Below are 19,318 nucleotides of genomic sequence, written 5' to 3'. Positions count from 1 at the left end.
CATGGCGGGCAATCGGTTCCGATACGGGGCCTGGCGCGACGGGCCCGACCCGCTCGCGCCCCCCTACGACGTGCGGGCGGCCGTCGACGAGGTGGGGGAGCGGGTCCTGGAGGGCGACTCCCTGCGGGACGTGCTGCGCGACCTCGTGCGCCGCGGGCCGCGGGACGGCCGCGGGCTCGACGAGCTGCGGTCCCGGGCCCGGCGGATGCGACGCGAGGCGCTGCGGCGGGGCAACCTCGACGGCGCGGTGACGCGGGCGCAGCAGCTGCTCGACCAGGCGGTGGCGGCCGAGCGCGACGAGCTGGGCCGGCGCGACGACGACACCGCCCGCTTCAACGAGGCCATGCTCGACAACCTGCCCCGGTCGACCTCCCGCGCCGTGCAGGAACTGGCGGAGTACGACTGGGCCTCCGACGAGGCACGCGCGCTCTACCAGCAGATCCTCGACGGGCTGCGGCGCGAGGTCGTCGAGCAGCGGTTCGCCGGGATGAAACAGGCGCTGGAGAACGGCAACTTCGACGGCGTCTCCGAGATGGTCGCCGACCTCAACGACCTGCTCCAGCGGCACGCCCGCGGGGAGAACACGGACGACGCCTTCCAGCGGTTCATGGACAAGCACGGCCAGTTCTTCCCGGAGAACCCGCAGAACATCGAGGAGCTGATCGACTCCCTGGCCCGGCAGGCCGCGGCGGCCGAGCGGCTGATGCGCTCGCTCAGCCCCCAGCAGCAGGAGGAGCTGTCCCGGCTGATGGAGCAGGCGCTCGGCGACGGCCCCCTGCGCGGGCAGCTCGCCGAGCTCACCGACAACTTGCGGGCCCTGCGCCCCCAGCTGAACTGGGGACGCGGCGAGCGGATGCGCGGCCCCGAGGACCTCGGCTACGGCGACGCGGCCGCCGCCCTCGGCGAGATCGGCGATCTGGACGAGTTGCTCGGCCAGCTCGGCCAGGAACACCCGGGCGCCACCCTCGACGACATCGACGTCGAGATGGTCGAGCGGCAGCTCGGCCGGTCCGCGGCCGACGACGTGCGCCGCCTGCGCGACCTCGAGCGGGAATTGACCCGGCAGGGCTGGGTGACCCGCGACGAGGAGGGCCTGACGCTCTCGCCGAAGGCGCTGCGCCGGCTCGGCCGCACCGCCCTGGCCCAGGTCTTCGACGAGCTCAAGAGCAAGCGGCAGGGCCAGCACGACCTGCGCGACGCCGGCGCGGCCGGTGACCTGATCGGCTCGTCCCGGCGCTGGGAGTTCGGCGACGAGCAGCCGCTCGACGTGGTGCGCACGATCGGCAACGCGGTGCGCCGCCGCGCCGGGACGGGCACCGCGACACTCCCGGTGCGGCTCGAACCGGACGACTTCGAGGTCGCCGAGACCGAACGGCGCGCCTCGGCCGCCGTGGCGCTCTGCGTCGACCTGTCCTACTCGATGTTCGCCGACGGCCGCTGGGGGCCGATGAAACAGACCGCGCTCGCGCTGTCGCACCTGGTCGCCACCCAGTTCCCGCAGGACTCTCTGCAGATCATCGGCTTCGGCAAGTACGCCTCGGTGCTCTCCCAGGGCCAGCTCGCCGCGATCGACCCGACCGCCGAGAAGGGCACCAACCTGCAGCACGCCCTCAACCTCGCGGGCCGCCACCTGCGCCGGCACCCGGGCTCGGAGCCGGTTGTCATGATCGTCACGGACGGGGAGCCGACCGCGCACCTCGAGGACGGCGAGTCGCTGTTCTGGTGGCCGCCGCTGCCCGAGACGATCCGCGCCACGATCCGCGAGGTCGACCACCTGACCAGGTTCGGCGCCACGCTGAACTTCTTCATGCTCGGCGAGGACCCGGGCCTGCAGCGGTTCGTCGGCGCGGTGGCCGAGCGCAACGGCGGCCGCGTCTTCAGCCCGGACGCCGCCGAGCTGGGCAGATACGTCGTCGACGACTACGTCCGGGCGCGCCGGGGCCGCCACTGAGGGTCCTAGGACGGCGGACACGGTGTGCGTCACGCGACTGGTGACGGGATCGAACCTCGGGGCTGGTTATAGTTGCCGGGCGAGTGACCGGTCACGGCTGGTCGGGACAGCCGTGCCGGAGGGGGAGAGGAAGTCGCGATGTCGCAGCAGCCTGCGCCGTCCGCCGTCGCCTCCAACCGGATCTGGACGATTCCCAATGTGATCAGCTTCGTCCGGCTGCTCGGCGTGCCGCTCTTCCTCTACCTGCTGCTCGGGCCCGAGAAGGACGTCGCCGCCGTGATCGTGCTGGCGATCGGTGGCACCACCGACTGGGTCGACGGCTTCGTGGCCCGCCGGATGAACTCGGTGAGCCGCCTGGGCGAGCTGCTCGACCCGTTCGCCGACCGGCTCTACATCCTCGCCACGCTGATCGGGTTCACCATCCGGGGCGTGGTGCCGTGGTGGCTGACCGGCGCCCTGCTGCTGCGCGAGGCGGTCCTCGCCGTCGCCCTGCTGGTGCTGCGCCGCCACGGGTACGGCCCGCCGCCGGTGCACTACGTCGGCAAGACCGGCACGTTCGTGCTGCTGGCCGCGTTCCCGGTGATCCTGCTGGCGCAGGCGGTCGACTCGGCCTCGTCCTGGCTCACCCCGATCGGCTGGGGCCTGGCCTGGTGGGCGCTGGGCCTGTACTGGGCGGCCGCGGCGCTCTACCTGACCCAGACCGCGCAGCTGCTGCGGGCCGACAAGAACGCCGGCAGACCGGTCACCGAGGCCGCCGGATGACGGACGAACAGCCCAAAAGGGTCTTCGCCCCGGACTTCCTCACCGAGCTGTTCCGCAACCCGCTCGACCCCGGCTACGCCGACGCCGCCGCCCGCAAGGCCGTCGAGGGCGGCCCGACCGGCGCCCGGCGGTGGGCGAGCAGCGGCATCTCGCTGGTCACCCTGGTCGCGCTCGGCTTCCTGTTCGTCGTCGCCTACCAGCAGACCGTCGCCGACGAGCCGGCCCGCACCAAGGCCCGCGCCGCGCTGATCGAGCAGGTGCAGAGCCGCCGCGACCAGACCGACCAGCTGCAGAGCCAGGCCGACAAGCTCGGCGACGAGGTGTCCCAGCTGCGCGAGCGCGAGCTCGGCGGGGCCACCGTGGCGCGGCTGCGCGACCTGGAGGCGGCCACCGGGCTCGCCCCGGTCAAGGGCGACGGCGCGAAGATCAAGGTCGCCGACGGGCCCACCCCGATCAACGCGGTCACCGGTGAGCGCAACACGGTCGCCCAGGTCAAGGACACCGACCTGCAGCTGGCCACCAACGCGCTCTGGTCGCTCGGCGCCGAGGCGATCACGATCAACGGGCAGCGGCTCACCGCGACGTCGACGATCCGCCAGGCCGGCGAGGCGGTGCTGGTCGACTTCCAGCCGGTCACGTCGCCGTACGAGGTGATCGCGATCGGGCCGGACGATTTGGCGAAGGACTTCCGCGACGGCTACGCGGGCCGGTTCTTCAAGGAGCTCGCCGCGAAGTACGGCATGTCGTTCGAGGCGTCCGACGCGCACGACGTGACGCTGCCGGCCGCGACGGAGCTGAAGCTACGGGTGGCCGAACCCTCCCTCGCGCCCTCGACCAGTGCCTCGGTAAGCAGTTCTCCCTCGGAAGGCGGCCGATGATCGCCGTACTTGCCCTCGTCGCCGGAGTCGCGCTGGGCATCGTGTTCCACCCGACCGTGCCGGCCGCACTGCAGCCCTACCTGCCGATCGCCGTGGTCGCCGCGCTCGACGCCGTGTTCGGCGGGGTCCGCGCCAAGCTCGACGGGATCTTCGACGACAAGCAGTTCGTCGTCTCGTTCATCTCCAACGTCCTGGTCGCCGCCCTGATCGTCTACCTCGGCGACCAGCTCGGCGTGGGCGGGCAGCTCTCCACCGGCGTGGTGGTGGTCCTCGGCGTGCGGATCTTCGGCAACGTCGCGGCCATCCGCCGCCACCTCTTCCGGGCGTGACCCGTGACTGACCACGATCTGCCCACCGCCGGACGCCGCCCACCCGCCGCCGACGAGGAACCCACGGTGGTCACGCCCGCCGCCGAGGTTCCGGCCTCGCCCGGGAGCGCGCCGGTCGCCGTGCGGTACGTGCGTCCCGCACCCGGCGCCGCGCTCGCCCCCGAGCCGGAACCGCCGGCGCCCGCGGACGACGAGGAGCCCGCGGACGACGAGGAGACGACGCGGCTCAGCCCGCCCGCCGAAGAAACCGGGGACGACCCCGAACGGGTGACTCCGGAGACCGGTGCTCCCTCCGTACGGGAAAAGGAAGAGGAACCACCCACCAAGCCGGCGCCCTGGCGGAGGCTCTCGTCGGCGGGCGCCCTGATCTGTGTCCTGCTCGCGCTGTTCGGCTTCACGCTCGTGGTGCAGCTGCGCAGCAACGACGGCGACCAGGGCCTCGCGACCGCCCGCCAGGAAGACCTGGTGCGGATCCTCAGCGACCTCGAGGCCCGCGACAGCCGCCTGCAGAGCGAGATCAGCGCCCTCGAGACCAGCCAGCGGCAGCTCACCTCCGGGGTGGCCGGCCGGCAGGCGGCTCAGGCCGAGGCCGACAAGCGCGCCGACGAGCTGGGGCTGCTGGCGGGCACGCTGCCGGGACGCGGGCCGGGCCTGGTGATCACGATGGACAAGGTGAAGGCGTCCGCGATCCTCAACGCCGTGCAGGAGTTGCGGGGCGCCGGCGGTGAGGTGATGCAGATCGCCGGGGCGAACGGGCAGACCGTGCGGATCGTCGCCGCCAGCTATTTCGTCGACGCGGAGGGTGGCGGCATCATCGTCGACGGCGCCCGGCTGACCGGGCCGTACCTGCTGTCCGTGATCGGCTCCCCGCAGACCATGCAGACCGCGTTGCAGATCCCCGGTGGGGTGGTCGCGTCGGTGAACAGCGGCGGCGGTAGCGTGACGATGGAACAGCGCGCCACGGTCGAGGTGACCGCGGTGCGCCAGGCGACGGCATTGCAGTACGCCAAGCCGGCATCCTGACGGAACCGGTTACGCGACAACGGGAGAGATGGCGTGATTCCTGAGGACCTGCGGTACACGCGCGAACACGAGTGGGTGTCCGGTGACGGCAGCGGGCCCGTGCGGGTGGGGATCACCCACTTCGCGCAGGACGCGCTCGGCGACATCGTCTTCGTGCAGCTGCCCGAGGAGGGCACCAAGGTGGCGGAGGGCGACTCGCTCGGCGAGATCGAGTCGACCAAGAGCGTCTCGGAGATCTACGCGCCGATCAGCGGCACCGTGGTGTCCCGGAACGCCTCCCTCGTCGACGAGCCTGAGCTGATCAACGCCGAGCCCTACGCGGCCGGCTGGCTCGTCGAGATCGCGCCGGACGACCCCTCGGCGATCGGCGGCCTTCTCGACGCGGCCGGATATCAAGCATTGACCGAGAGCTGACCTCCTTTTATCCCGCGCGTCCGGTTGCCCCGCGATATTGCCGCTGACTAGGCTCGCGGGGCAAAGAAAACGCTGTTCTACGCAATGGAAAACCGATAGTCGTGCGTCCGGGCCTGACGGCCGCGGCGGGGGAAGACTGAGCTTGTCTCTTTGGCCCGTGCCGCCTGGCGACGACCAACTGATCCGTGAGGTGGTCCGATGACGCGCCCAGACGACGAGTTCCCCCCGCTCGACGTCACGTCCACGCTGAACCTCGGTGCGCTCGATGAGGTGCTGGAGGGTCCCGACACCGACGTGGTGCCCAGCCGGATGTCCGGCTCGCTCCCGCCGGGGATGGCGCTGCTGGTCGTGCGACGCGGCCCGAACGCGGGGGCCCGCTTCCTGCTCGACCACGACGTCACCACCAGTGGGCGGCACCCCGACAGCGACATCTTCCTGGACGACGTGACCGTGTCCCGCCGGCACGCCGAGTTCCACCGCGACGGTGGCACCTTCACCGTCCGCGATGTCGGCTCGCTCAACGGTACGTACGTGAACCGTGAGCGGGTCGAAGCGGCGACGCTGAGCAACGGGGACGAGGTGCAGATCGGCAAGTTCCGCCTGGTGTTCATCGCCGGCCCCCGGCCGGAGGGCGAGGCCTGATCGTGAATCCGTCGGGGGCGGCCGCACGCGACCCGGGGCATCGCCCCGCGGCCGGGCGCGAGGCTGTGCTGATGAGCATCGGGGAGGTGCTGGCCCACCTGCGCACCGAGTTCCCCGACACCACCATCTCCAAGCTGCGGTTCCTGGAGGCGGAAGGGCTGGTCGATCCCCAGCGCACCGCCTCCGGGTACCGGAAGTACTCGTGGAACGACGTGGCGCGGCTGCGGTTCGTGCTGACCGCCCAGCGCGATCAGTACCTCCCTCTGCGGGTGATCCGCGAGCAGCTCGACCGGCTGGACACCGAGCCCGCCGCGCCGGCCCGGCCCGCCCTCGTGGCGGTCGGCTCGGACAAGGCCGCGGATCCGGCCGATGCCCGCACTCCGCGCGACGATGTGATGGAGCGCACGGGCATCTCCGGGGAGATGCTCGACGAGCTGGAGAAGATCGGCCTCGTCACCGCGAAACCGCCCGGCTGGTACGACGGCGACGCAGTGATCATCGTCGAGGCCGTCGTGGGCCTGACCAGGTACGGCCTGGAGGTGCGCCACCTGCGGGCGTTCCGGGCCGCGGCCGATCGCGAGGTCGGCCTGTTCACGCAGTTGCTCGCGCCGCTGGTACGCCAGAGCGACCCGGCCGCGCGGGCCCGGGCCAACGAGACGGCGCGCGAGTTGCAGGCTCTTTCGCAGAAATTGCACGCCGCCCTGGTCCGGGCCGGATTGCGGGGAGAGCTCGGCCGCTGACCGGTTCGGCACCCGTGGGATCCGGACGAGAGGCGTGTACCGTGCAGGTTAAGGGGGGCCGTGCGAAGCGGCATGGACAACGACACGGAGGCGGGCGGTGCGCGAGCTGAGCGTGGTCGGGGTTCGGGTGGAGCTGCCGAGCAACCAGCCGATCGTCCTGCTGCGGGAGGTCGACGGTGATCGGTACCTGCCGATCTGGATCGGCGCCGTGGAGGCGACGGCGATCGCGTACGAGCAGCAGGGTGTGAAACCGGCCCGTCCGCTGACCCATGACCTGCTGCGGGACATTCTGGCGGCCCTGCAGGCGCCGCTGCGGGCGGTGGAGATCACCGAGCTGAAGGACAACGTCTTCTACGCCGATCTGCTGATCGGGGAGGACCTTCGCGTCTCGGCCCGGCCCAGCGACTCGATCGCGCTCGCCCTGCGGGTGGGCGCGCCGATCCGCTGCGCCGACCAGGTTCTCACCGAGGCCGGCATCGTCATCCCCGACGAGCAGGAGGACGAGGTCGAGAAGTTCCGCGAGTTCCTCGACCAGGTCCGCCCCGAGGACTTCGCCGGATAGATCGGCTTCGCCCGTACGCGGCGTGTCGCCCGGTTACCTCACTGTTCAAAGCGTCGCTGAGATATACGCTCGTGAAGTCCAGGTGAAGCGGCACCGCGCAGCGGGGAGGTAGTCGCGTGCACGAGCAGCCGTTAGAGGGCCCACTCGTCGGCGAGGACGGGTCGGTCGGTTACCGCGGGGTGACGGCCTGCCAGGCGGTCGGCATCAGCTACCGCCAGCTCGACTACTGGGCACGCACGACGCTCGTCGTCCCGAGCATCCGGGACGCGTCCGGCTCCGGCACCCAACGGCTGTACTCCTTCCGCGACCTGGTCGTTCTCAAGGTCGTGAAGCGCCTGCTCGACGCCGGCGTCTCCCTGCAGAACATCCGCCGCGCCATCGAGACCCTGCGTTCCCGCGGCGTCGACGACCTGGCCGGCATCACGCTGATCTCCGACGGCACGACGGTCTACGAGTGCCGCTCGCCGGAGGAGGTCGTCGATCTCCTCCAGGGCGGCCAGGGCGTCTTCGGCATCGCGATCGGCGGCGCCTTCAAGGAGATCCAGGGCTCGCTGTCGCACCTGCCCGCCGAGCCCGCCGGCGTCCCGCAGCCGGTCGGCGAGCCGGCCTCGCCGCCCGCGGGGGATGAGCTGGCGGCCCGCCGGGCCCGGCGCCGCGCCGGTTAGGCCTTGCGCCGCAGTTTCACCGTGCTGTCCGTCCGGGTGTGATCGTCACCGTCCGGCCCCTTCTGCTGCCGGGGGTGAACCTCGGCCTTGAGGACCTCCCAGCCGTCGCCCAGCGCGAGCGCCGCCACGACCTCGTCGGGCGTGGGGAAGTGGACGGCCCGGCCGTCGTGCCCCTCGTGCCGGAACGGCCCGTGATCCATGTGCCCCTCGATCAGCAGGATGCCGCCCGGCGCCACCGTGTCGGCCGCCCGGCGCAGGATCTTCTCCCGGTCGAACTCCTCCCAGAAGTGCAGGAACTGCGCCGAGATCAGGTCGAACTCGCCGGCCGGGAACGTCTCCTCGAGATCGTGCCGCTGGAAGTCGATCTCGACTCCCGCGTCCTTCGCGTGCTCGGCCGCCCGCTCCAGCGCCACGCCCGAGATGTCCACCGCGGTCACCCGCCATCCCTGCCGCGCCAGCCACACCGCGTCCGCGCCCTCACCGCAGCCCAGATCCAGCGCCCGCCCCGGCGTCACGCCCTCGATCTCCGTCACCAGCTCCACGTTCGGGTTGCCGCTCCAGATGCGGTGGCTCTCCGAATACCGGGCGTCCCATGCTTGCTCGTCACTCATGCGCCCAGCATGCGGCCTGCCGGTGGATTCGGCGAACAACCTTGCCGGAACGGCAAACGGCGTAGCCTCGGCACTGTGATCCCGCAGCACTACCCGCTCTACATCACCGAGCCCGGCAACCAGACCTGGCTCGTGATCGGCTGGGTCCCGGACGCCGCCTCCGGCCTGCCCCGCCAGCCGGTCGTGGTCCTCTGCGGCGCCGAGACGCAGGAGCCACGCCTGCTCGAGCGCACGGTCCCGTTCCGCATCGTCGGCACGGGCGATCGACCCTTGCTCTGAGACTTCTTCCTTTGCCCGTACGGGGGTCGCGTGAGGCGCCCGGTCGACACGGCCGGCCGGGTGCCGTCCCGGCCCTTTGCCGCCGCTTCCGGGCTGAGCTGCAACTCGAGCTCCTCACCGGGCCGGGGCACGGCCCGAGTACTGCCCCACGGGCCGGAAGCGACTGGGCCGGCTCGCGTACTCCTCCAGCGCGTGCGCCAGCCACCCGGCCGTCCGCGCCACCGCGAAGATCGCCTCGCCCGCGTCCGGCGGCATGTCGTAGTGCAGGGTGAGGGCCGCCAGCGCGAAATCGACATTGGGGTGAGTGCCCGACCGGGTCTTGACCGCTTCGGCCACGCGGTTGGCCGTGTCGAGCACCGGGCCGTCGGCCAGCATCGCCAGCAGCGCCGTGGCGCGGGGGTCGCCGTCCGGGTAGAGCGGGTGGCCGAAGCCGGGGACCAGCCCGTCCGTGCGCAACCGGCCGGCGATCGTGGACACCGGGTCCCGGCTGGCCATCGCATCGCTGAGCAGGGCGTGGGCGAGGCCGCTCGCCGCGCCGTGGTAGGGCCCGTCGAGGACCGCCAGGCCGGCGCCGACCACGGCGTAGGGGTGCGCCCGGGTCGAGGCGGCGATGCGGGCGGCGAGCGTGGAGGCGGCGATGTCGTGGTCGGCCAGCAGGATCAGGGCCGCGTTCAGCACCCGGTGGTCGTCGCCGCGGGGTTCGCGCGCGGTCAGCCGGCTCCAGAGCATCCCAGCCAGCCCGTCCCCACCCGGCCCGTCCCCATACGGCCCGTTCCCGACTCGCCCGTCCCCATCGGGTCCCGGCCCGTCGCTGCCCGGCCCATCCGGCCCCGGCGTGTCGCCCGCCCGCCCGTCCGCGCCTGGCGTGTCTCCGTCCGGCCCGTCGGGGCCGGCGTGGGGGAGGGCGGCCACCATCGCCGCCAGCAGGGTGCGGCCGGTGGCAACGACCGCCGCCGGGCTGGTGTCGAAGCGCAGGGGGTCGGCGGCGGCCGCGGCGGCGACGATCACGCGAAGGCGGTCGGTGGTGCGGGCGTCGGCGGGCAGCGGGCGGATGGTCTCGGCGGCCAGGGCGGTCAGCTCCGGCTTGGCGACCAGGTCGACGTGCTCCAGGTCGCCCGTCCAGAGCAGGGTCGCCACCGCCTCGAACGTGGCCGTGCCCGCCAGCCGCACCGCGTCCCGGCCGCGGTAGTACAGGCCCCCGTCGCGGATCAGCGTGATGCCGGTCTGGATGCCGGGCGTGGTGGTGCGCTGCCGTCCCGCCACGAACGCGTCCACCTCCGGCTTCGCGAAGAGGCTGCCCTTACCGTCGGCGTTCCGGATGCTCGTGAGCAGGCCTCGACTGACGTAGGCGTACACGGTCGCGGGTTTGACGCCGAGGCGGGCGGCGACCTCGCCGGTGGTCAGCAGATGCGGTTCCCGGGGCATGTGGACATGCTCTCATGTTGACTGAATCAATGTTGACGTCAATGTTGACCGATCCGATCGTGGAGTCATGTTGACTGTCAACCCAGGATTGGCCGGTGTCGTCGCGTTCGATACCGAGATCGCCGAGCCCGACCGCGACGGTGGGTCGCTTCGCTACCGCGGCGTGGACATCCGTGAACTGGCGGGGCGCGTGAGCTTCGCCGACGTGTGGGGGCTGCTCGCCGACGGGGACTTCGCGCAGGCTCTGCCGCCCGCCGAGCCGTACCCGGTGCCCGTGCACTCCGGCGACAGCCGGGTGGACGTGCAGGCGGCGGTCTCCATGCTCGCCCCGCACTGGGGACTGCGGCCGCTGATCGACATCGACCACGACCAGGCGCGGGACGACCTGGCCCGGGTGTCGGTGATGATGCTGTCCTACGTCGCCCAGTCGGCTCGCGGGCCGCGCCTGCCGGCCGTGCCGCAGCGGCGGGTCGACCAGGGGCGCACCACGACCGAGCGTTTCATGATCCGGTGGCAGGGCGAGCCCGACCCGCGGCACGTGGCGGCGATCGACCGGTACTGGATCTGCGCGGCCGAGCACGGCATGAACGCTTCGACCTTCACCGCCCGCGTGGTGGCCAGCACCGGGGCCGATGTCCCGGCCTGCATGTCGGCGGCGGTGGCGGCGCTGTCCGGACCGCTGCACGGGGGCGCTCCGGCCCGCGCGCTCGGGATGATCGAGGACGTCGAGCGTGGCGCCGAGCCGCGGGCGTACGTGAAAGGGGTCTTGGACTCGGGCCGGCGCCTGATGGGCTTCGGCCACGCCGTGTACCGCGCGGAGGACCCGAGGGCCGCGATCCTGCGCGAGGCCGCGCGCGAGCTGGGTGCCCCGCGGTACGAGGTGGCGCTGGAGCTGGAGAAGGCGGCCCTGGCCGAGCTGCGCGAGCGCAAGCCCGACCGGGTGCTGGAGACGAACGTCGAGTTCTGGGCGGCGGTCGTCCTCGACTTCGCCCAGGTCCCGCCGGAGCTGCTGTCTGCCCTGTTCACCTGCGCGCGCACGGCCGGCTGGAGCGCGCACATCCTCGAGCAGAAGCGCCTCGGGAAACTCATCCGCCCGTCGGCCGACTACGTGGGCCCGGCGCTGCGGCCGGCGTCGTCGCTGCCCGCCTGGGAGGACGCGGTGAAGCGCAACGCCTGACGCGTACGGCATGATCGTCGGATGTGACCGGGAGAGACGCGCGGCACTGGGCCGACTACAACGACGCGCAGGCCGGGCGGGCCGTGCGCGAGCTCTGCGGCGAGGTCATCGCGCTGGCCGGCCCGGGTGAGGGCCGTACCGCGATCGACCTCGGCTGCGGCGCCGGGGTCGAGACGCGCGCCCTGCTGCACGCCGGCTGGCGGGTCCACGCGATCGACTCGGCGCCCGGCACTCCCGAGCGGGTCCTGGCCACCGTCACCGACCATGCCGAGGATCTCGCCGCGACCCTGGGCGGCGGCCGGCTCACCATCGAGGTGGCCGATCTGGCCACCCTGGACCGCCTGCCGCCCGCCGGCCTCGTCTACTCCGGATACTCGCTGCAGTACCTGGCACCGGACGACTTCGCCCGGTTGTGGCCGCTGATCCGCGAAAGCCTGCGCCCCGGCGCCTGGCTCGCGGTCACCCTCCTGGGCGACCGCGACGAGTGGGCCGGCACGCCCGGCGAGACGTTCCTCGCCGAGCCGGCCGTCCGCGGCCTGGTCGACGGCCTCGACCTGCACCGCTTGACCGAGGAGGACGCCGACGGCCCGGCCTTCGGCGGCACCAAGCACTGGCACGTCTTCCACGTGATCGCCCGCGCCCCGGGGTGAAACCTCAGACGCCGGCCGGGTCCTTGAACGGGTTGTGCTCGGTGATGAACCGGTCGATCCGGGCCTGGTCGACCCGGCGCACCACACTGCCGACGTCCTGGGCGTCGCGGATGGTCTTGGCCAGGGTGAAGGCGGAGGTCACCACGTAGAGCAGGCCGAGGCCGAGAAAGGCGCGGATCCAACCACCGACGGGCAGGTAGTAGATCCCGATGGCGACCGCGACGAGCGACACGCTGAACGACGCGACGGCCTGGGCGTAGAAGGCGCTGGTCACCTTCGGCTGGGTGTTGATGTCCATGGCGGCAATCCTTGCCGCGGCGGCGCCCGCGCGGATGAGTGCCGGTACTCAAAGCGCCGCGATGCGTCCCGCCACGTGGGCGGCCCCGGCGCCGAGCAGGATCGTGTAGTGGTTGACGTCCGGCACCATCTCGGCGCCGGCCGCCGCCAGCAGCTCGGCCGGGTACATGCCGGTCGGCTCGTCCTGCAGCCCGCGCGGCGCCCCGAGCAGAGGAAACTCGCACGGCGCCGGCGCGGTGAGCATGTCCCGCGCGTCGGCCCGGATCGCCTCGATGTTGCAGGACGACCCCGTCCCCGTGTAGTCCCGCAGCACATACTCGGAAATGTCCGGGGTCCACGAGTTGCCCAGCGCCGGGTTCGCCCGGAAGAAGGCGAGATAGTCGTCGGCGGTCGGGAACGTCATCGACAACCGGCGCATGGCCGGCCCGATCGTCGCCAGCAGGGCCGTGTCGACGTCGACCCCCGGCGGCACCGGCAGCGGCACCCCGCCGTCGATCAGCAGCACGGACGCGACCCGATCGGGGTACCGCGCGGCCGTCTCGGTCACCACGAAGCCGCCCATCGAGTGCCCGGCCAGCCCGACCTTGGTCGCCCCGAAGTGGTCGGCGACGGCGATCAGGTCGGCCGCATGCGCGGCCATCCCATAGGGCCCCGGCAAACTCGCGCTTCGTGCCCGGCCGCGCAGATCAGGAGCAATCAGCCGTACGCGCCCCGCGAGCTCCCGGGCGACGGCGGCCCAGCTGAGCGCGTTGGCGGTGATCCCGTGCGCCGCGATCACCAGCGGCCCGCTTCCCGGCCAGGCCACCACTCGCAGCAGCCCGCCCCGAACCGCGACGTCGATCTCTTCCACGAAGTCAGCCTAGGCATTCCGTGTCGGGTGCACCCATGGCTGCCGCCCACATCCGTCGCCCCGCCGGCATGTGGATCAGGTCAGGGGTCCCCGCAGGCGGTGGAGCCGGAGGGCGAGCTGGAGGTCGAGCGCCCGCGAAGGGGACTGCCAGTCGGCGCCTAGGAGGTGGGAGATCCGGTCCAGGCGCTGGGTGACCGTGTTGACGTGGACGTGCAGCGACTCGGCGGCCCGGGCAAGGCTGCCGCCGGCCGCGAAGTACGCCTCCAGGGTCTTGAGCAGGGCGGTGCCCCGGCGGGCGTCGTAGTCGATCACCGGCCCGGCGGCGGCGTGGACGAACGCGGGCACATCGCGGCGGTCGCCCAGGAGGAGGCCCACGTAGCCGAGCTCGGTGTGGCTGGCGCCGTCGCCGGTGCGGCCGAGGGCGATCAACGCCGTGGCGCAGGAGTCGGCCTCGTGGAAGGCGGGCCCGACCGCGGCGGGGGAGGAGGCGGGGCCGGCGGCGCCTGCGGTCACCGGCCGGGACAACGCGCGGGTCAGCTCCTTGGCGACCGTCCGAGCGGCAGCCGCCGGGTCGGAGCCGGGCAGCAGCAGGGCGATGCGGCCGTCGCGCCCGGCGGCCAGTCCGCCGCGGGTGGCGGCGAAGGTCCGTGCCCACGAAAGCGCCCGCTGCCGCAGCTCGCCGGCCGCCGCCACGACGACGTGCGGCTCGTCGAGGGAGACGCCCAGGCGCAGGGCGCGGGAGCGCAGGGCCTCCTCGTCCCGCAGCGGCCCGGCGATGAGGTCGTCGAGCAGTTCGCCGCGGACCTGGCCCTCGGCCTCGGCCACCGTGCGGCGGAACAGCAGCAGCAGCGCGGTGATCTGCGCGGCCCGCTCGAGGATGCGCTGGTCGGCGCCTTCCAGGGGCTGCGTCGGGTGGAAGACGAGCGCGCCCAGGTTGTCGGCGCCGGCCGCGACCGCCGCCACAAAGACGTCGCCGCGCCGGACGCTGCGCCCCTCGGCCCGCGACGCCGCGACCGCGGACGCCACCTCGGTGGCACCGAGCAGCGAAGAATCGCCGGCCCCGGATGGCGAGGGCACCGCGCCGGAGTCCGCGGCGTCACCGGATGGCGGGATGCCGGGCCAGGCCGCGGACTTGGCCGTGGCCAGGGTGCGGCCCTGGGCGTCGAGGACGATCAGCGCGCCGCCGAGCACGTCGACCAGGTCGGCGGCCACGTCGTCGACACCGCCGCCGCGCAGGACCAGCGCGGTCATCCGGTCGTGGGCGGCCGCGGCCCGCTCCACCGAGGCGCTGTGGGCCTGGATGACCTTGTTCGCCTCCGACAGCTCGGCCAGCGCGGCCTGCGTCTCGGTGAGCAGCCGGGCGGTGTCGATGGCCACGGCGGCGTGCGCGGCCAGCGAGGCCAGCAGCGCCACCTCCTCGCGGGCGAACGGCCGCTCGGTCCGGTTCGCGGCGAACAGCACGCCGATCACGGCGGGGCCCAGCAGCAACGGGACACCGAGGATGGCGACCAGCCCCTCGTCGCGTACGCCCGAATCGATCTCTTTCGTGTGGCGGAAGCGAGGGTCGTTGCCGTAGTGGGCAGTGGCGTAGGGGGTACCCGAGACCGCGACCAGGCCGCCCAGGCCGGCGCCCGCCGGCAGGCGGAGCGTCTGGAAGCTCGCCGCCACCGAGCCGTCGGTGATCCGCATGTACGTGTCGCCGCGCTCCGGATCGTCGAGCGTCAGGTACGAGACGTCGGCGCCGAGCAGCGTGCGCGCCCGGTGCACGATCGCCCGCAGCACGGCGTCGAGGTCGCGCAGCCCGGCCAGGTCGCCCGCGGTGTCGTAGAGGGCGGAGAGCTCCTCCTCCCGGCGCCGGCGGCGTTCGAGCAGCTCGCGCACGCGCAGCGCGGCGACCTTGACCTCCTCGAGCGCGGCGAGCTCGGCGGCGGGTGCGCCCTCCTGGCGGGCGGCCAGCAGCGGGCGCTCGAACTCGATGGGAGCGGCCTCCCGGGCGAGCAGGGTGAGGAACTCGAGCATGATGGCAAACTAGTGTGCGGTCCACCCGCCGTCGATCGTGATCGACGAGCCGGTGATGAGGGCGGCGGGCGGGGTGCAGAGGTACGCCGTGAGCTCGGCCACCTCGGCCGGCTCGATGAGCCGCTTGATGGCGGCCCGGTCCAGCATGATCTTCTCGATGACCTCGCTCTCGGGGATGCCGTTGATCTTGGCTTGGTCCGCGATCTGCTTGTCGACCAGCGGTGTGCGCACGAACGCCGGGCAGATGCAGTTCGAGGTCACCCCGTGCGGCGCGCCCTCGAGGGCCGTCACCTTCGACAACCCCTCCAGCCCATGCTTTGCCGTGACATAAGCCGACTTGTACGGGGAGGCGAGCAGGCCGTGCACCGAGGAGATGTTGACGACCCGGCCCCAGCCGCGGGCGAACATGTGTGGCAGCACGTGCTTGACCAGCCGAAACGGCGCCTCGACCATGACCCGCTGGATCAGCGCGAACCGGTCGTCGGGAAACTCGGTCAGCGGCGCGACGACCTGGAGCCCGGCGTTGTTGACCAGCACGTCGACGTCGGCCGGGATGTCGGAGATATAGGTAGAAGAGGCGAGATCCGCCACCACCGCGCTTCCGCCGATCTCCTTGGCCACCAGCTTCGCGGCCGCGGCGTCCACGTCCACCACGATCACCGCGGCGCCGGCCGCCGCGAGCCGCTCGGCGCACGCCCGCCCGATCCCGCTGCCGCCCCCGGTCACCATCGCGGTACGGTCCGAAAGATCCAGGTCGACCACAGTCGTCATGGTCGTGAACCTACGACCCATCGCGGGCCGCCGCACATGTGCGCGCCCCACACACCCGGCCGTTTGCCCGTGTGCGGTAGTTTTCTGCCGCGATGAATCTGTCCCGGCGCGCCGTTCTGGGCGCGGCCCTCGGCTCGCTGGCCGCGACGGCCGGCGGATGCGCCCGGCCGGTCGACCCCGCCACCGGCGGCGGCAGCGCGACCAAGACGCTCAACATCGGCCTGATCTGGACGCGTACCGGAGACGCGCTCACGGTTGCCGAGAGCACGCGGTACGAGCAGGGGCTGCGCATCGGCCTGTCCTGGGTGACCAACCGCATCAACAAGGTCGGCGTCCGCACGATCAAGACGGTGAAGGTCGACGACAAGGGCGATCCGGCGGTCGCGGCGGCCGCCGCCGAGGACCTGGTCCGGCGGGGCTGCCATGTCCTGGTCGGCGGGTTCACCACACCGGTCGCGCTGCGCCTCGCCCGGGTCGCTTCGAGCCGTAAGGTCCTGTTCATCCCGTCCATGGCAACCGCCGACGAGTTGACCGGCATCAACCGGTACACGTTCCGCGACGGCCCTTCGACGACGCAGCTGCTGATGGCCGCGAGGGCGTACCTGAAGCCCGGCGGGCGGCTGGCCGTGCTCGCGGCCGACCAGGCCACCGCGGTGAAGGCGGCCGCCGTGCTCGGCGCGGCCACCACGATCGTCGCGCCCGCCTCCACGAAGGACTTCGCCGCGGTCGGCAAGCGGATCAAAGCGGCTCGGGCCGGGCAGATCTACGTGGACTGGCCGGTGGCCGCGCCGAGACTGTGGGAGGCGATCCCGGCCGGGGTCGAGCCGATCACCGTGCTCGGGGCGCGGGCGACCTGGCCGTCGTACGGCGCGGCGGCCGGCTCGCTGCGGTTCGTGACCGCGTACGCGGACGCGGCCACCACCAACATGGCGACCCAGACGCTGAAGGGGTCCGTCCCCAACCGGCGCCTCGACACGGGCCACGCCGAGGGCTTCACCGCGTCCCAGATGATCGTCCGCGCCTTCCAACTCGGCCCGCAGAAGGCCGACGACATGATCCCGGCGCTGGAAGGCCTCGAGTTCGGCGGCATCAAGACCGGCCTGTCGATCCGTCCCGGGGACCACCTGCTGCTCAACCCGCTGTGGGGCGGCCACCTGACCTGGACCGGCGCGTCCGGCGCGATCACCGCGGTCACCGACCGCGCCTTCCTGCCACCGGAGACGACACCGCCGTTGTAGCCCGGCCGAGCTCAGATCAGCGGCACCGACGGGTCGTCCGTCGCGCCGTCGTCGGCGGCCGACTCCACGGCGCAGAAGCGCCACCGTCTGTCCGCGCCCAGATCCAGCGTGACCTGCAGCGACGACTGCGGGAACGCGTCGAAGGTGCTGATCGTGCGGGCGCCGGAACGGCTGATCACCGGCTCGGCCGGACGCGCGGCGACCACGTCCAGCACCACCTGGGTGCCGGTCGCCGGCGACGGTCCCAGCACGCTGGTGATGGCGGCCGGGGAGGTCTTCACGTAGGCGTGGCTGTCCAGCAGGCCGTTGATCTGCTCGGAGAGCAGGTTGGCGACCGCGCAGCCGGGCGTCGCCACGGTGCCGACCAGGGCCGGGTTGGGGTTCGCCAGCAGCCACTGGCCGTAGGCGGAGAGCGACGTGAGGATCGGGAGCCACGACGTGCCGGTGTTGGTCAGCGCGGGCGCGGCCGAGGTCGCCTTCGGCACCGCGATCGTGATGACGCGGGCCGGGGAGGGTGACGCGGTCGCCGTCGGCGGTGGCGTCGCGGTGGTAGGCGTCGCCGCGGCGCAGCCGCTGAGTGTCGCGGTCAAAGCAACCCCGACCAGGGCAAGCTGGGCGCGCATCGCATTCCTTTTCTCGTACGTGGGGGACACCGCCCCGTATCGGCCGGGGCGGCCCGGACCTGAGCCGCCTAGGCTGGGCCGGTGACCGAGGACAGCCGCCCCGCGCGCGTCGAGGACGTGCACGAGATCGCCGAGTCGATGCCGTTCGTCACGGTCGAGTGGGGCACCGGCGACAACCCGGTCTACCAGGTCGGCAAGAAGTCGTTCGTGTTCTTCCGCAACCCGCGGCCGGACGCCTTCGACCCGGCGACCAAGGAGCGCTACACCGACGTGATCGTCTTCTGGGTGGAGTCGGAGGACGACAAACAGGCCCTGGTCCAGGACGAGTCGACGCCGTTCTTCACGACGCCGCACTTCAAGGGCCACCCGTCGGTGCTGCTGCGGGCGAGCCGCGTCGGCGAGCTGTCGCGGGCCGAGCTCGCCGAGGTCGTCCAGGACGCCTGGCTGTCCCGCGCCTCGGCCCGCCGCGCCGCCACCTGGCTGGCCGAGCACCGGGTCAGCGAGGCGGAGACGTCAGATGGGTGACCACCGCCTTGCTGAGGTCGGGCGGCAGGCGGCTCTTCGCGCCTGAGCGGGTGGCCAGCGCCACGTGGCTGGGCTCCACCCCCTTCCGCGCGAGCGGGGCGGCGGAGGCGCCGGCCGGCCGGGTCGGCCGGCGGCTCGTTCGTTTCCTCATCGCGAAATCCGAGGGCTGCGAAATGATCATGGGACCGGTAGTGTCCCCGCGCGTGACGCAGTTACCCCCACCTTCGCAGCCTCCCTACCCCCAGCAGGGCGGTTACCAGCAGCCGCAGCAGGGCTACCCGGGCCAGCAGCCCTACCCGGCCGCGCCGACGATCGTCGCGGCTCCCGAGCGGGCCGGCCCCACCAACGGCCTGGCCATCGCGTCGGTCATCTTCGCCTTCCTGTTCTGGCCGCTCGGCCTGATCCTCGGCATCGTCGCCCAGCGCCAGACCCGGAAGACCGGCCAGAAGGGGCACAGCCTCGCCCGCACCGGCACCATCCTGTCCGTGCTGGTCCCGGTGCTCGGTGCCGCCCTGGTCGTGGCCGTCGTGGGCAACCTGGGCACCAAGACCGTGACCGCCCTCAAGCCCGGCGACTGCGTCACCAGCCTCGAGGTCTCCGACAACGTCACCAACCTCCCGGTGACCGATTGCGCCAAGCCGCACGAGGGTGAGGTCTATTTCGTCTTCGACCTCCCCAAGGGCGACTACCCGGGCGACGACAAGGTGCAGAAGCAGTCCGAGGACCGCTGCGCCAAGGAGATCAACACCTACGCGGGCGCCGGAGCCGACGAGAAGTTCGACATCTTCTACCTCCGCCCCAGCCCCGACGACTGGTCGCGCGACCGCGGTGTCACCTGCATCGCCACCGACGCCAAGAAGCAGACGACCGGCTCGATCAGGAAGTAG

24 protein-coding genes are annotated in these 19,318 nt (G+C 72.5%); 16 read left to right on the top strand and 8 right to left on the bottom strand.

Annotation, left to right across the window (positions count from 1 at the left end):
* Position 1 precedes the first annotated feature (1 nt).
* From A3CQ_RS0128935 to A3CQ_RS0128890, 10 genes are all read left to right on the top strand, one after another.
* Positions 2-1,951, top strand: coding sequence for a VWA domain-containing protein (locus A3CQ_RS0128935; protein ID WP_020514449.1), 1,950 nt, complete (start codon positions 2-4; stop codon positions 1,949-1,951).
* A gap of 138 nt (positions 1,952-2,089) precedes the next feature.
* Positions 2,090-2,713 (top strand): cardiolipin synthase ClsA, encoded by a 624-nt coding sequence (gene clsA / locus A3CQ_RS0128930; protein ID WP_020514448.1) that lies wholly within the window; start codon positions 2,090-2,092, stop codon positions 2,711-2,713.
* Positions 2,710-3,591, top strand: coding sequence for a DUF881 domain-containing protein (locus A3CQ_RS0128925; protein ID WP_020514447.1), 882 nt, complete (start codon positions 2,710-2,712; stop codon positions 3,589-3,591). The genes clsA and A3CQ_RS0128925 overlap by 4 nt, the downstream gene beginning before the upstream one ends.
* The gene (locus A3CQ_RS0128920; RefSeq protein WP_020514446.1) at positions 3,588-3,920 is read left to right on the top strand and encodes a small basic family protein; all 333 of its coding nucleotides are present in this window, start codon (positions 3,588-3,590) and stop codon (positions 3,918-3,920) included. Before A3CQ_RS0128925 ends, A3CQ_RS0128920 begins: the two co-directional genes overlap by 4 nt.
* A 3-nt stretch (positions 3,921-3,923) precedes the next feature.
* Complete coding sequence (locus A3CQ_RS0128915; protein WP_020514445.1) at positions 3,924-4,943, top strand: DUF881 domain-containing protein; 1,020 nt, start codon at positions 3,924-3,926, stop codon at positions 4,941-4,943.
* A 33-nt stretch (positions 4,944-4,976) separates the two neighbouring features.
* A complete protein-coding gene (gcvH, locus tag A3CQ_RS0128910; protein ID WP_020514444.1) occupies positions 4,977-5,357 on the top strand; it encodes a glycine cleavage system protein GcvH in 381 nt (126 codons plus the stop codon).
* A 198-nt stretch (positions 5,358-5,555) separates the two neighbouring features.
* Positions 5,556-5,999, top strand: a complete 444-nt coding sequence (odhI, locus tag A3CQ_RS0128905) for an oxoglutarate dehydrogenase inhibitor Odhl (protein ID WP_020514443.1) — start codon at positions 5,556-5,558, stop codon at positions 5,997-5,999.
* 71 nt (positions 6,000-6,070) lie between these two features.
* Positions 6,071-6,739 (top strand): transcriptional regulator FtsR, encoded by a 669-nt coding sequence (ftsR, locus tag A3CQ_RS0128900; RefSeq protein ID WP_026206313.1) that lies wholly within the window; start codon positions 6,071-6,073, stop codon positions 6,737-6,739.
* 97 nt (positions 6,740-6,836) lie between these two features.
* Positions 6,837-7,301 carry a bifunctional nuclease family protein gene (locus A3CQ_RS0128895; protein WP_020514441.1) on the top strand — a complete coding sequence of 155 codons (465 nt, stop codon included), beginning with the start codon at positions 6,837-6,839 and terminating at the stop codon, positions 7,299-7,301.
* Positions 7,302-7,417: 116 nt separating this feature from the next.
* Positions 7,418-7,966, top strand: coding sequence for a MerR family transcriptional regulator (locus A3CQ_RS0128890; protein WP_020514440.1), 549 nt, complete (start codon positions 7,418-7,420; stop codon positions 7,964-7,966).
* Here A3CQ_RS0128890 and A3CQ_RS0128885 read toward each other — a convergent pair.
* Positions 7,963-8,577 (bottom strand): class I SAM-dependent methyltransferase, encoded by a 615-nt coding sequence (locus A3CQ_RS0128885; protein WP_020514439.1) that lies wholly within the window; start codon positions 8,575-8,577, stop codon positions 7,963-7,965. The genes A3CQ_RS0128890 and A3CQ_RS0128885 overlap by 4 nt on opposite strands.
* A gap of 75 nt (positions 8,578-8,652) precedes the next feature.
* Between A3CQ_RS0128885 and A3CQ_RS0128880 the strand changes: the two genes are divergently transcribed.
* Entirely contained in the window at positions 8,653-8,856 is a 204-nt protein-coding gene (locus A3CQ_RS0128880) for a hypothetical protein (RefSeq protein WP_020514438.1), read from the top strand.
* A 114-nt stretch (positions 8,857-8,970) separates the two neighbouring features.
* Here A3CQ_RS0128880 and A3CQ_RS0128875 read toward each other — a convergent pair whose 3' ends face one another.
* Positions 8,971-10,281 (bottom strand): citrate synthase family protein, encoded by a 1,311-nt coding sequence (locus tag A3CQ_RS0128875; RefSeq protein ID WP_020514437.1) that lies wholly within the window; start codon positions 10,279-10,281, stop codon positions 8,971-8,973.
* 67 nt (positions 10,282-10,348) lie between these two features.
* Between A3CQ_RS0128875 and A3CQ_RS0128870 the strand changes: the two genes are divergently transcribed.
* Complete coding sequence (locus A3CQ_RS0128870) at positions 10,349-11,458, top strand: citrate synthase 2 (RefSeq protein ID WP_026206312.1); 1,110 nt, start codon at positions 10,349-10,351, stop codon at positions 11,456-11,458.
* 23 nt (positions 11,459-11,481) lie between these two features.
* On the top strand, positions 11,482-12,108 hold the full coding sequence (locus A3CQ_RS0128865; RefSeq protein WP_020514435.1) for a class I SAM-dependent methyltransferase: 627 nt from the start codon (positions 11,482-11,484) through the stop codon (positions 12,106-12,108).
* Positions 12,109-12,112: 4 nt separating this feature from the next.
* Here A3CQ_RS0128865 and A3CQ_RS0128860 read toward each other — a convergent pair whose 3' ends face one another.
* From A3CQ_RS0128860 to A3CQ_RS0128845, 4 genes are all read right to left on the bottom strand, one after another.
* Positions 12,113-12,406, bottom strand: coding sequence for a YiaA/YiaB family inner membrane protein (locus A3CQ_RS0128860; RefSeq protein WP_020514434.1), 294 nt, complete (start codon positions 12,404-12,406; stop codon positions 12,113-12,115).
* 48 nt (positions 12,407-12,454) lie between these two features.
* A complete protein-coding gene (locus A3CQ_RS0128855) occupies positions 12,455-13,255 on the bottom strand; it encodes an alpha/beta fold hydrolase (RefSeq protein WP_020514433.1) in 801 nt (266 codons plus the stop codon).
* A 75-nt stretch (positions 13,256-13,330) separates the two neighbouring features.
* Positions 13,331-15,274 (bottom strand): helix-turn-helix domain-containing protein, encoded by a 1,944-nt coding sequence (locus A3CQ_RS0128850; RefSeq protein ID WP_020514432.1) that lies wholly within the window; start codon positions 15,272-15,274, stop codon positions 13,331-13,333.
* Between the two features lie 9 nt (positions 15,275-15,283).
* A complete protein-coding gene (locus tag A3CQ_RS0128845; protein WP_040433134.1) occupies positions 15,284-16,066 on the bottom strand; it encodes a 3-hydroxybutyrate dehydrogenase in 783 nt (260 codons plus the stop codon).
* Between the two features lie 71 nt (positions 16,067-16,137).
* Between A3CQ_RS0128845 and A3CQ_RS0128840 the strand changes: the two genes are divergently transcribed.
* Positions 16,138-17,283 (top strand): ABC transporter substrate-binding protein, encoded by a 1,146-nt coding sequence (locus tag A3CQ_RS0128840; RefSeq protein ID WP_020514430.1) that lies wholly within the window; start codon positions 16,138-16,140, stop codon positions 17,281-17,283.
* An 11-nt stretch (positions 17,284-17,294) separates the two neighbouring features.
* Here the strand turns inward: A3CQ_RS0128840 and A3CQ_RS0128835 are convergent, their stop codons facing one another.
* A complete protein-coding gene (locus A3CQ_RS0128835; RefSeq protein WP_157296462.1) occupies positions 17,295-17,906 on the bottom strand; it encodes a hypothetical protein in 612 nt (203 codons plus the stop codon).
* 81 nt (positions 17,907-17,987) lie between these two features.
* Between A3CQ_RS0128835 and A3CQ_RS0128825 the strand changes: the two genes are divergently transcribed.
* Positions 17,988-18,431: an MmcQ/YjbR family DNA-binding protein gene (locus tag A3CQ_RS0128825; RefSeq protein WP_020514427.1), complete on the top strand. Its 444-nt coding sequence runs from the start codon at positions 17,988-17,990 to the stop codon at positions 18,429-18,431.
* On the opposite strand, the gene A3CQ_RS61115 is transcribed toward A3CQ_RS0128825, so the two are convergent.
* The gene (locus tag A3CQ_RS61115; RefSeq protein WP_157296461.1) at positions 18,403-18,582 is read right to left on the bottom strand and encodes a hypothetical protein; all 180 of its coding nucleotides are present in this window, start codon (positions 18,580-18,582) and stop codon (positions 18,403-18,405) included. The two genes, A3CQ_RS0128825 and A3CQ_RS61115, sit on opposite strands and share 29 nt — an antisense overlap.
* A gap of 52 nt (positions 18,583-18,634) precedes the next feature.
* Here A3CQ_RS61115 and A3CQ_RS57770 point away from each other — a divergent pair, with 52 nt between their 5' ends.
* On the top strand, positions 18,635-19,318 hold the full coding sequence (locus tag A3CQ_RS57770) for a DUF4190 domain-containing protein (protein WP_157296459.1): 684 nt from the start codon (positions 18,635-18,637) through the stop codon (positions 19,316-19,318).

Source organism: Paractinoplanes globisporus DSM 43857, from assembly GCF_000379645.1.
Classification (GTDB): Bacteria; Actinomycetota; Actinomycetes; order Mycobacteriales; family Micromonosporaceae; genus Actinoplanes; species Actinoplanes globisporus.
This window is presented reverse-complemented; position numbering and strand designations above follow the sequence as displayed.

Bases quoted from the DNA above. Each gene is read 5' to 3' on its own strand.
- A3CQ_RS0128835 (WP_157296462.1), bottom strand. From the start codon at position 17,906: ATGCGCGCCCAGCTTGCCCTGGTCGGGGTTGCTTTGACCGCGACACTC.
- A3CQ_RS61115 (WP_157296461.1), bottom strand. From the start codon at position 18,582: ATGAGGAAACGAACGAGCCGCCGGCCGACCCGGCCGGCCGGCGCCTCC.
- A3CQ_RS0128845 (WP_040433134.1), bottom strand. From the start codon at position 16,066: ATGGGTCGTAGGTTCACGACCATGACGACTGTGGTCGACCTGGATCTT.
- A3CQ_RS0128850 (WP_020514432.1), bottom strand. From the start codon at position 15,274: ATGCTCGAGTTCCTCACCCTGCTCGCCCGGGAGGCCGCTCCCATCGAG.
- A3CQ_RS0128925 (WP_020514447.1), top strand. From the start codon at position 2,710: ATGACGGACGAACAGCCCAAAAGGGTCTTCGCCCCGGACTTCCTCACC.
- odhI (WP_020514443.1), top strand. From the start codon at position 5,556: ATGACGCGCCCAGACGACGAGTTCCCCCCGCTCGACGTCACGTCCACG.
- clsA (WP_020514448.1), top strand. From the start codon at position 2,090: ATGTCGCAGCAGCCTGCGCCGTCCGCCGTCGCCTCCAACCGGATCTGG.
- A3CQ_RS0128920 (WP_020514446.1), top strand. From the start codon at position 3,588: ATGATCGCCGTACTTGCCCTCGTCGCCGGAGTCGCGCTGGGCATCGTG.
- A3CQ_RS0128885 (WP_020514439.1), bottom strand. From the start codon at position 8,577: ATGAGTGACGAGCAAGCATGGGACGCCCGGTATTCGGAGAGCCACCGC.
- ftsR (WP_026206313.1), top strand. From the start codon at position 6,071: ATGAGCATCGGGGAGGTGCTGGCCCACCTGCGCACCGAGTTCCCCGAC.
- A3CQ_RS0128840 (WP_020514430.1), top strand. From the start codon at position 16,138: ATGAATCTGTCCCGGCGCGCCGTTCTGGGCGCGGCCCTCGGCTCGCTG.
- A3CQ_RS0128935 (WP_020514449.1), top strand. From the start codon at position 2: ATGGCGGGCAATCGGTTCCGATACGGGGCCTGGCGCGACGGGCCCGAC.
- A3CQ_RS0128870 (WP_026206312.1), top strand. From the start codon at position 10,349: ATGTTGACTGTCAACCCAGGATTGGCCGGTGTCGTCGCGTTCGATACC.
- A3CQ_RS0128875 (WP_020514437.1), bottom strand. From the start codon at position 10,281: ATGCCCCGGGAACCGCATCTGCTGACCACCGGCGAGGTCGCCGCCCGC.
- A3CQ_RS0128860 (WP_020514434.1), bottom strand. From the start codon at position 12,406: ATGGACATCAACACCCAGCCGAAGGTGACCAGCGCCTTCTACGCCCAG.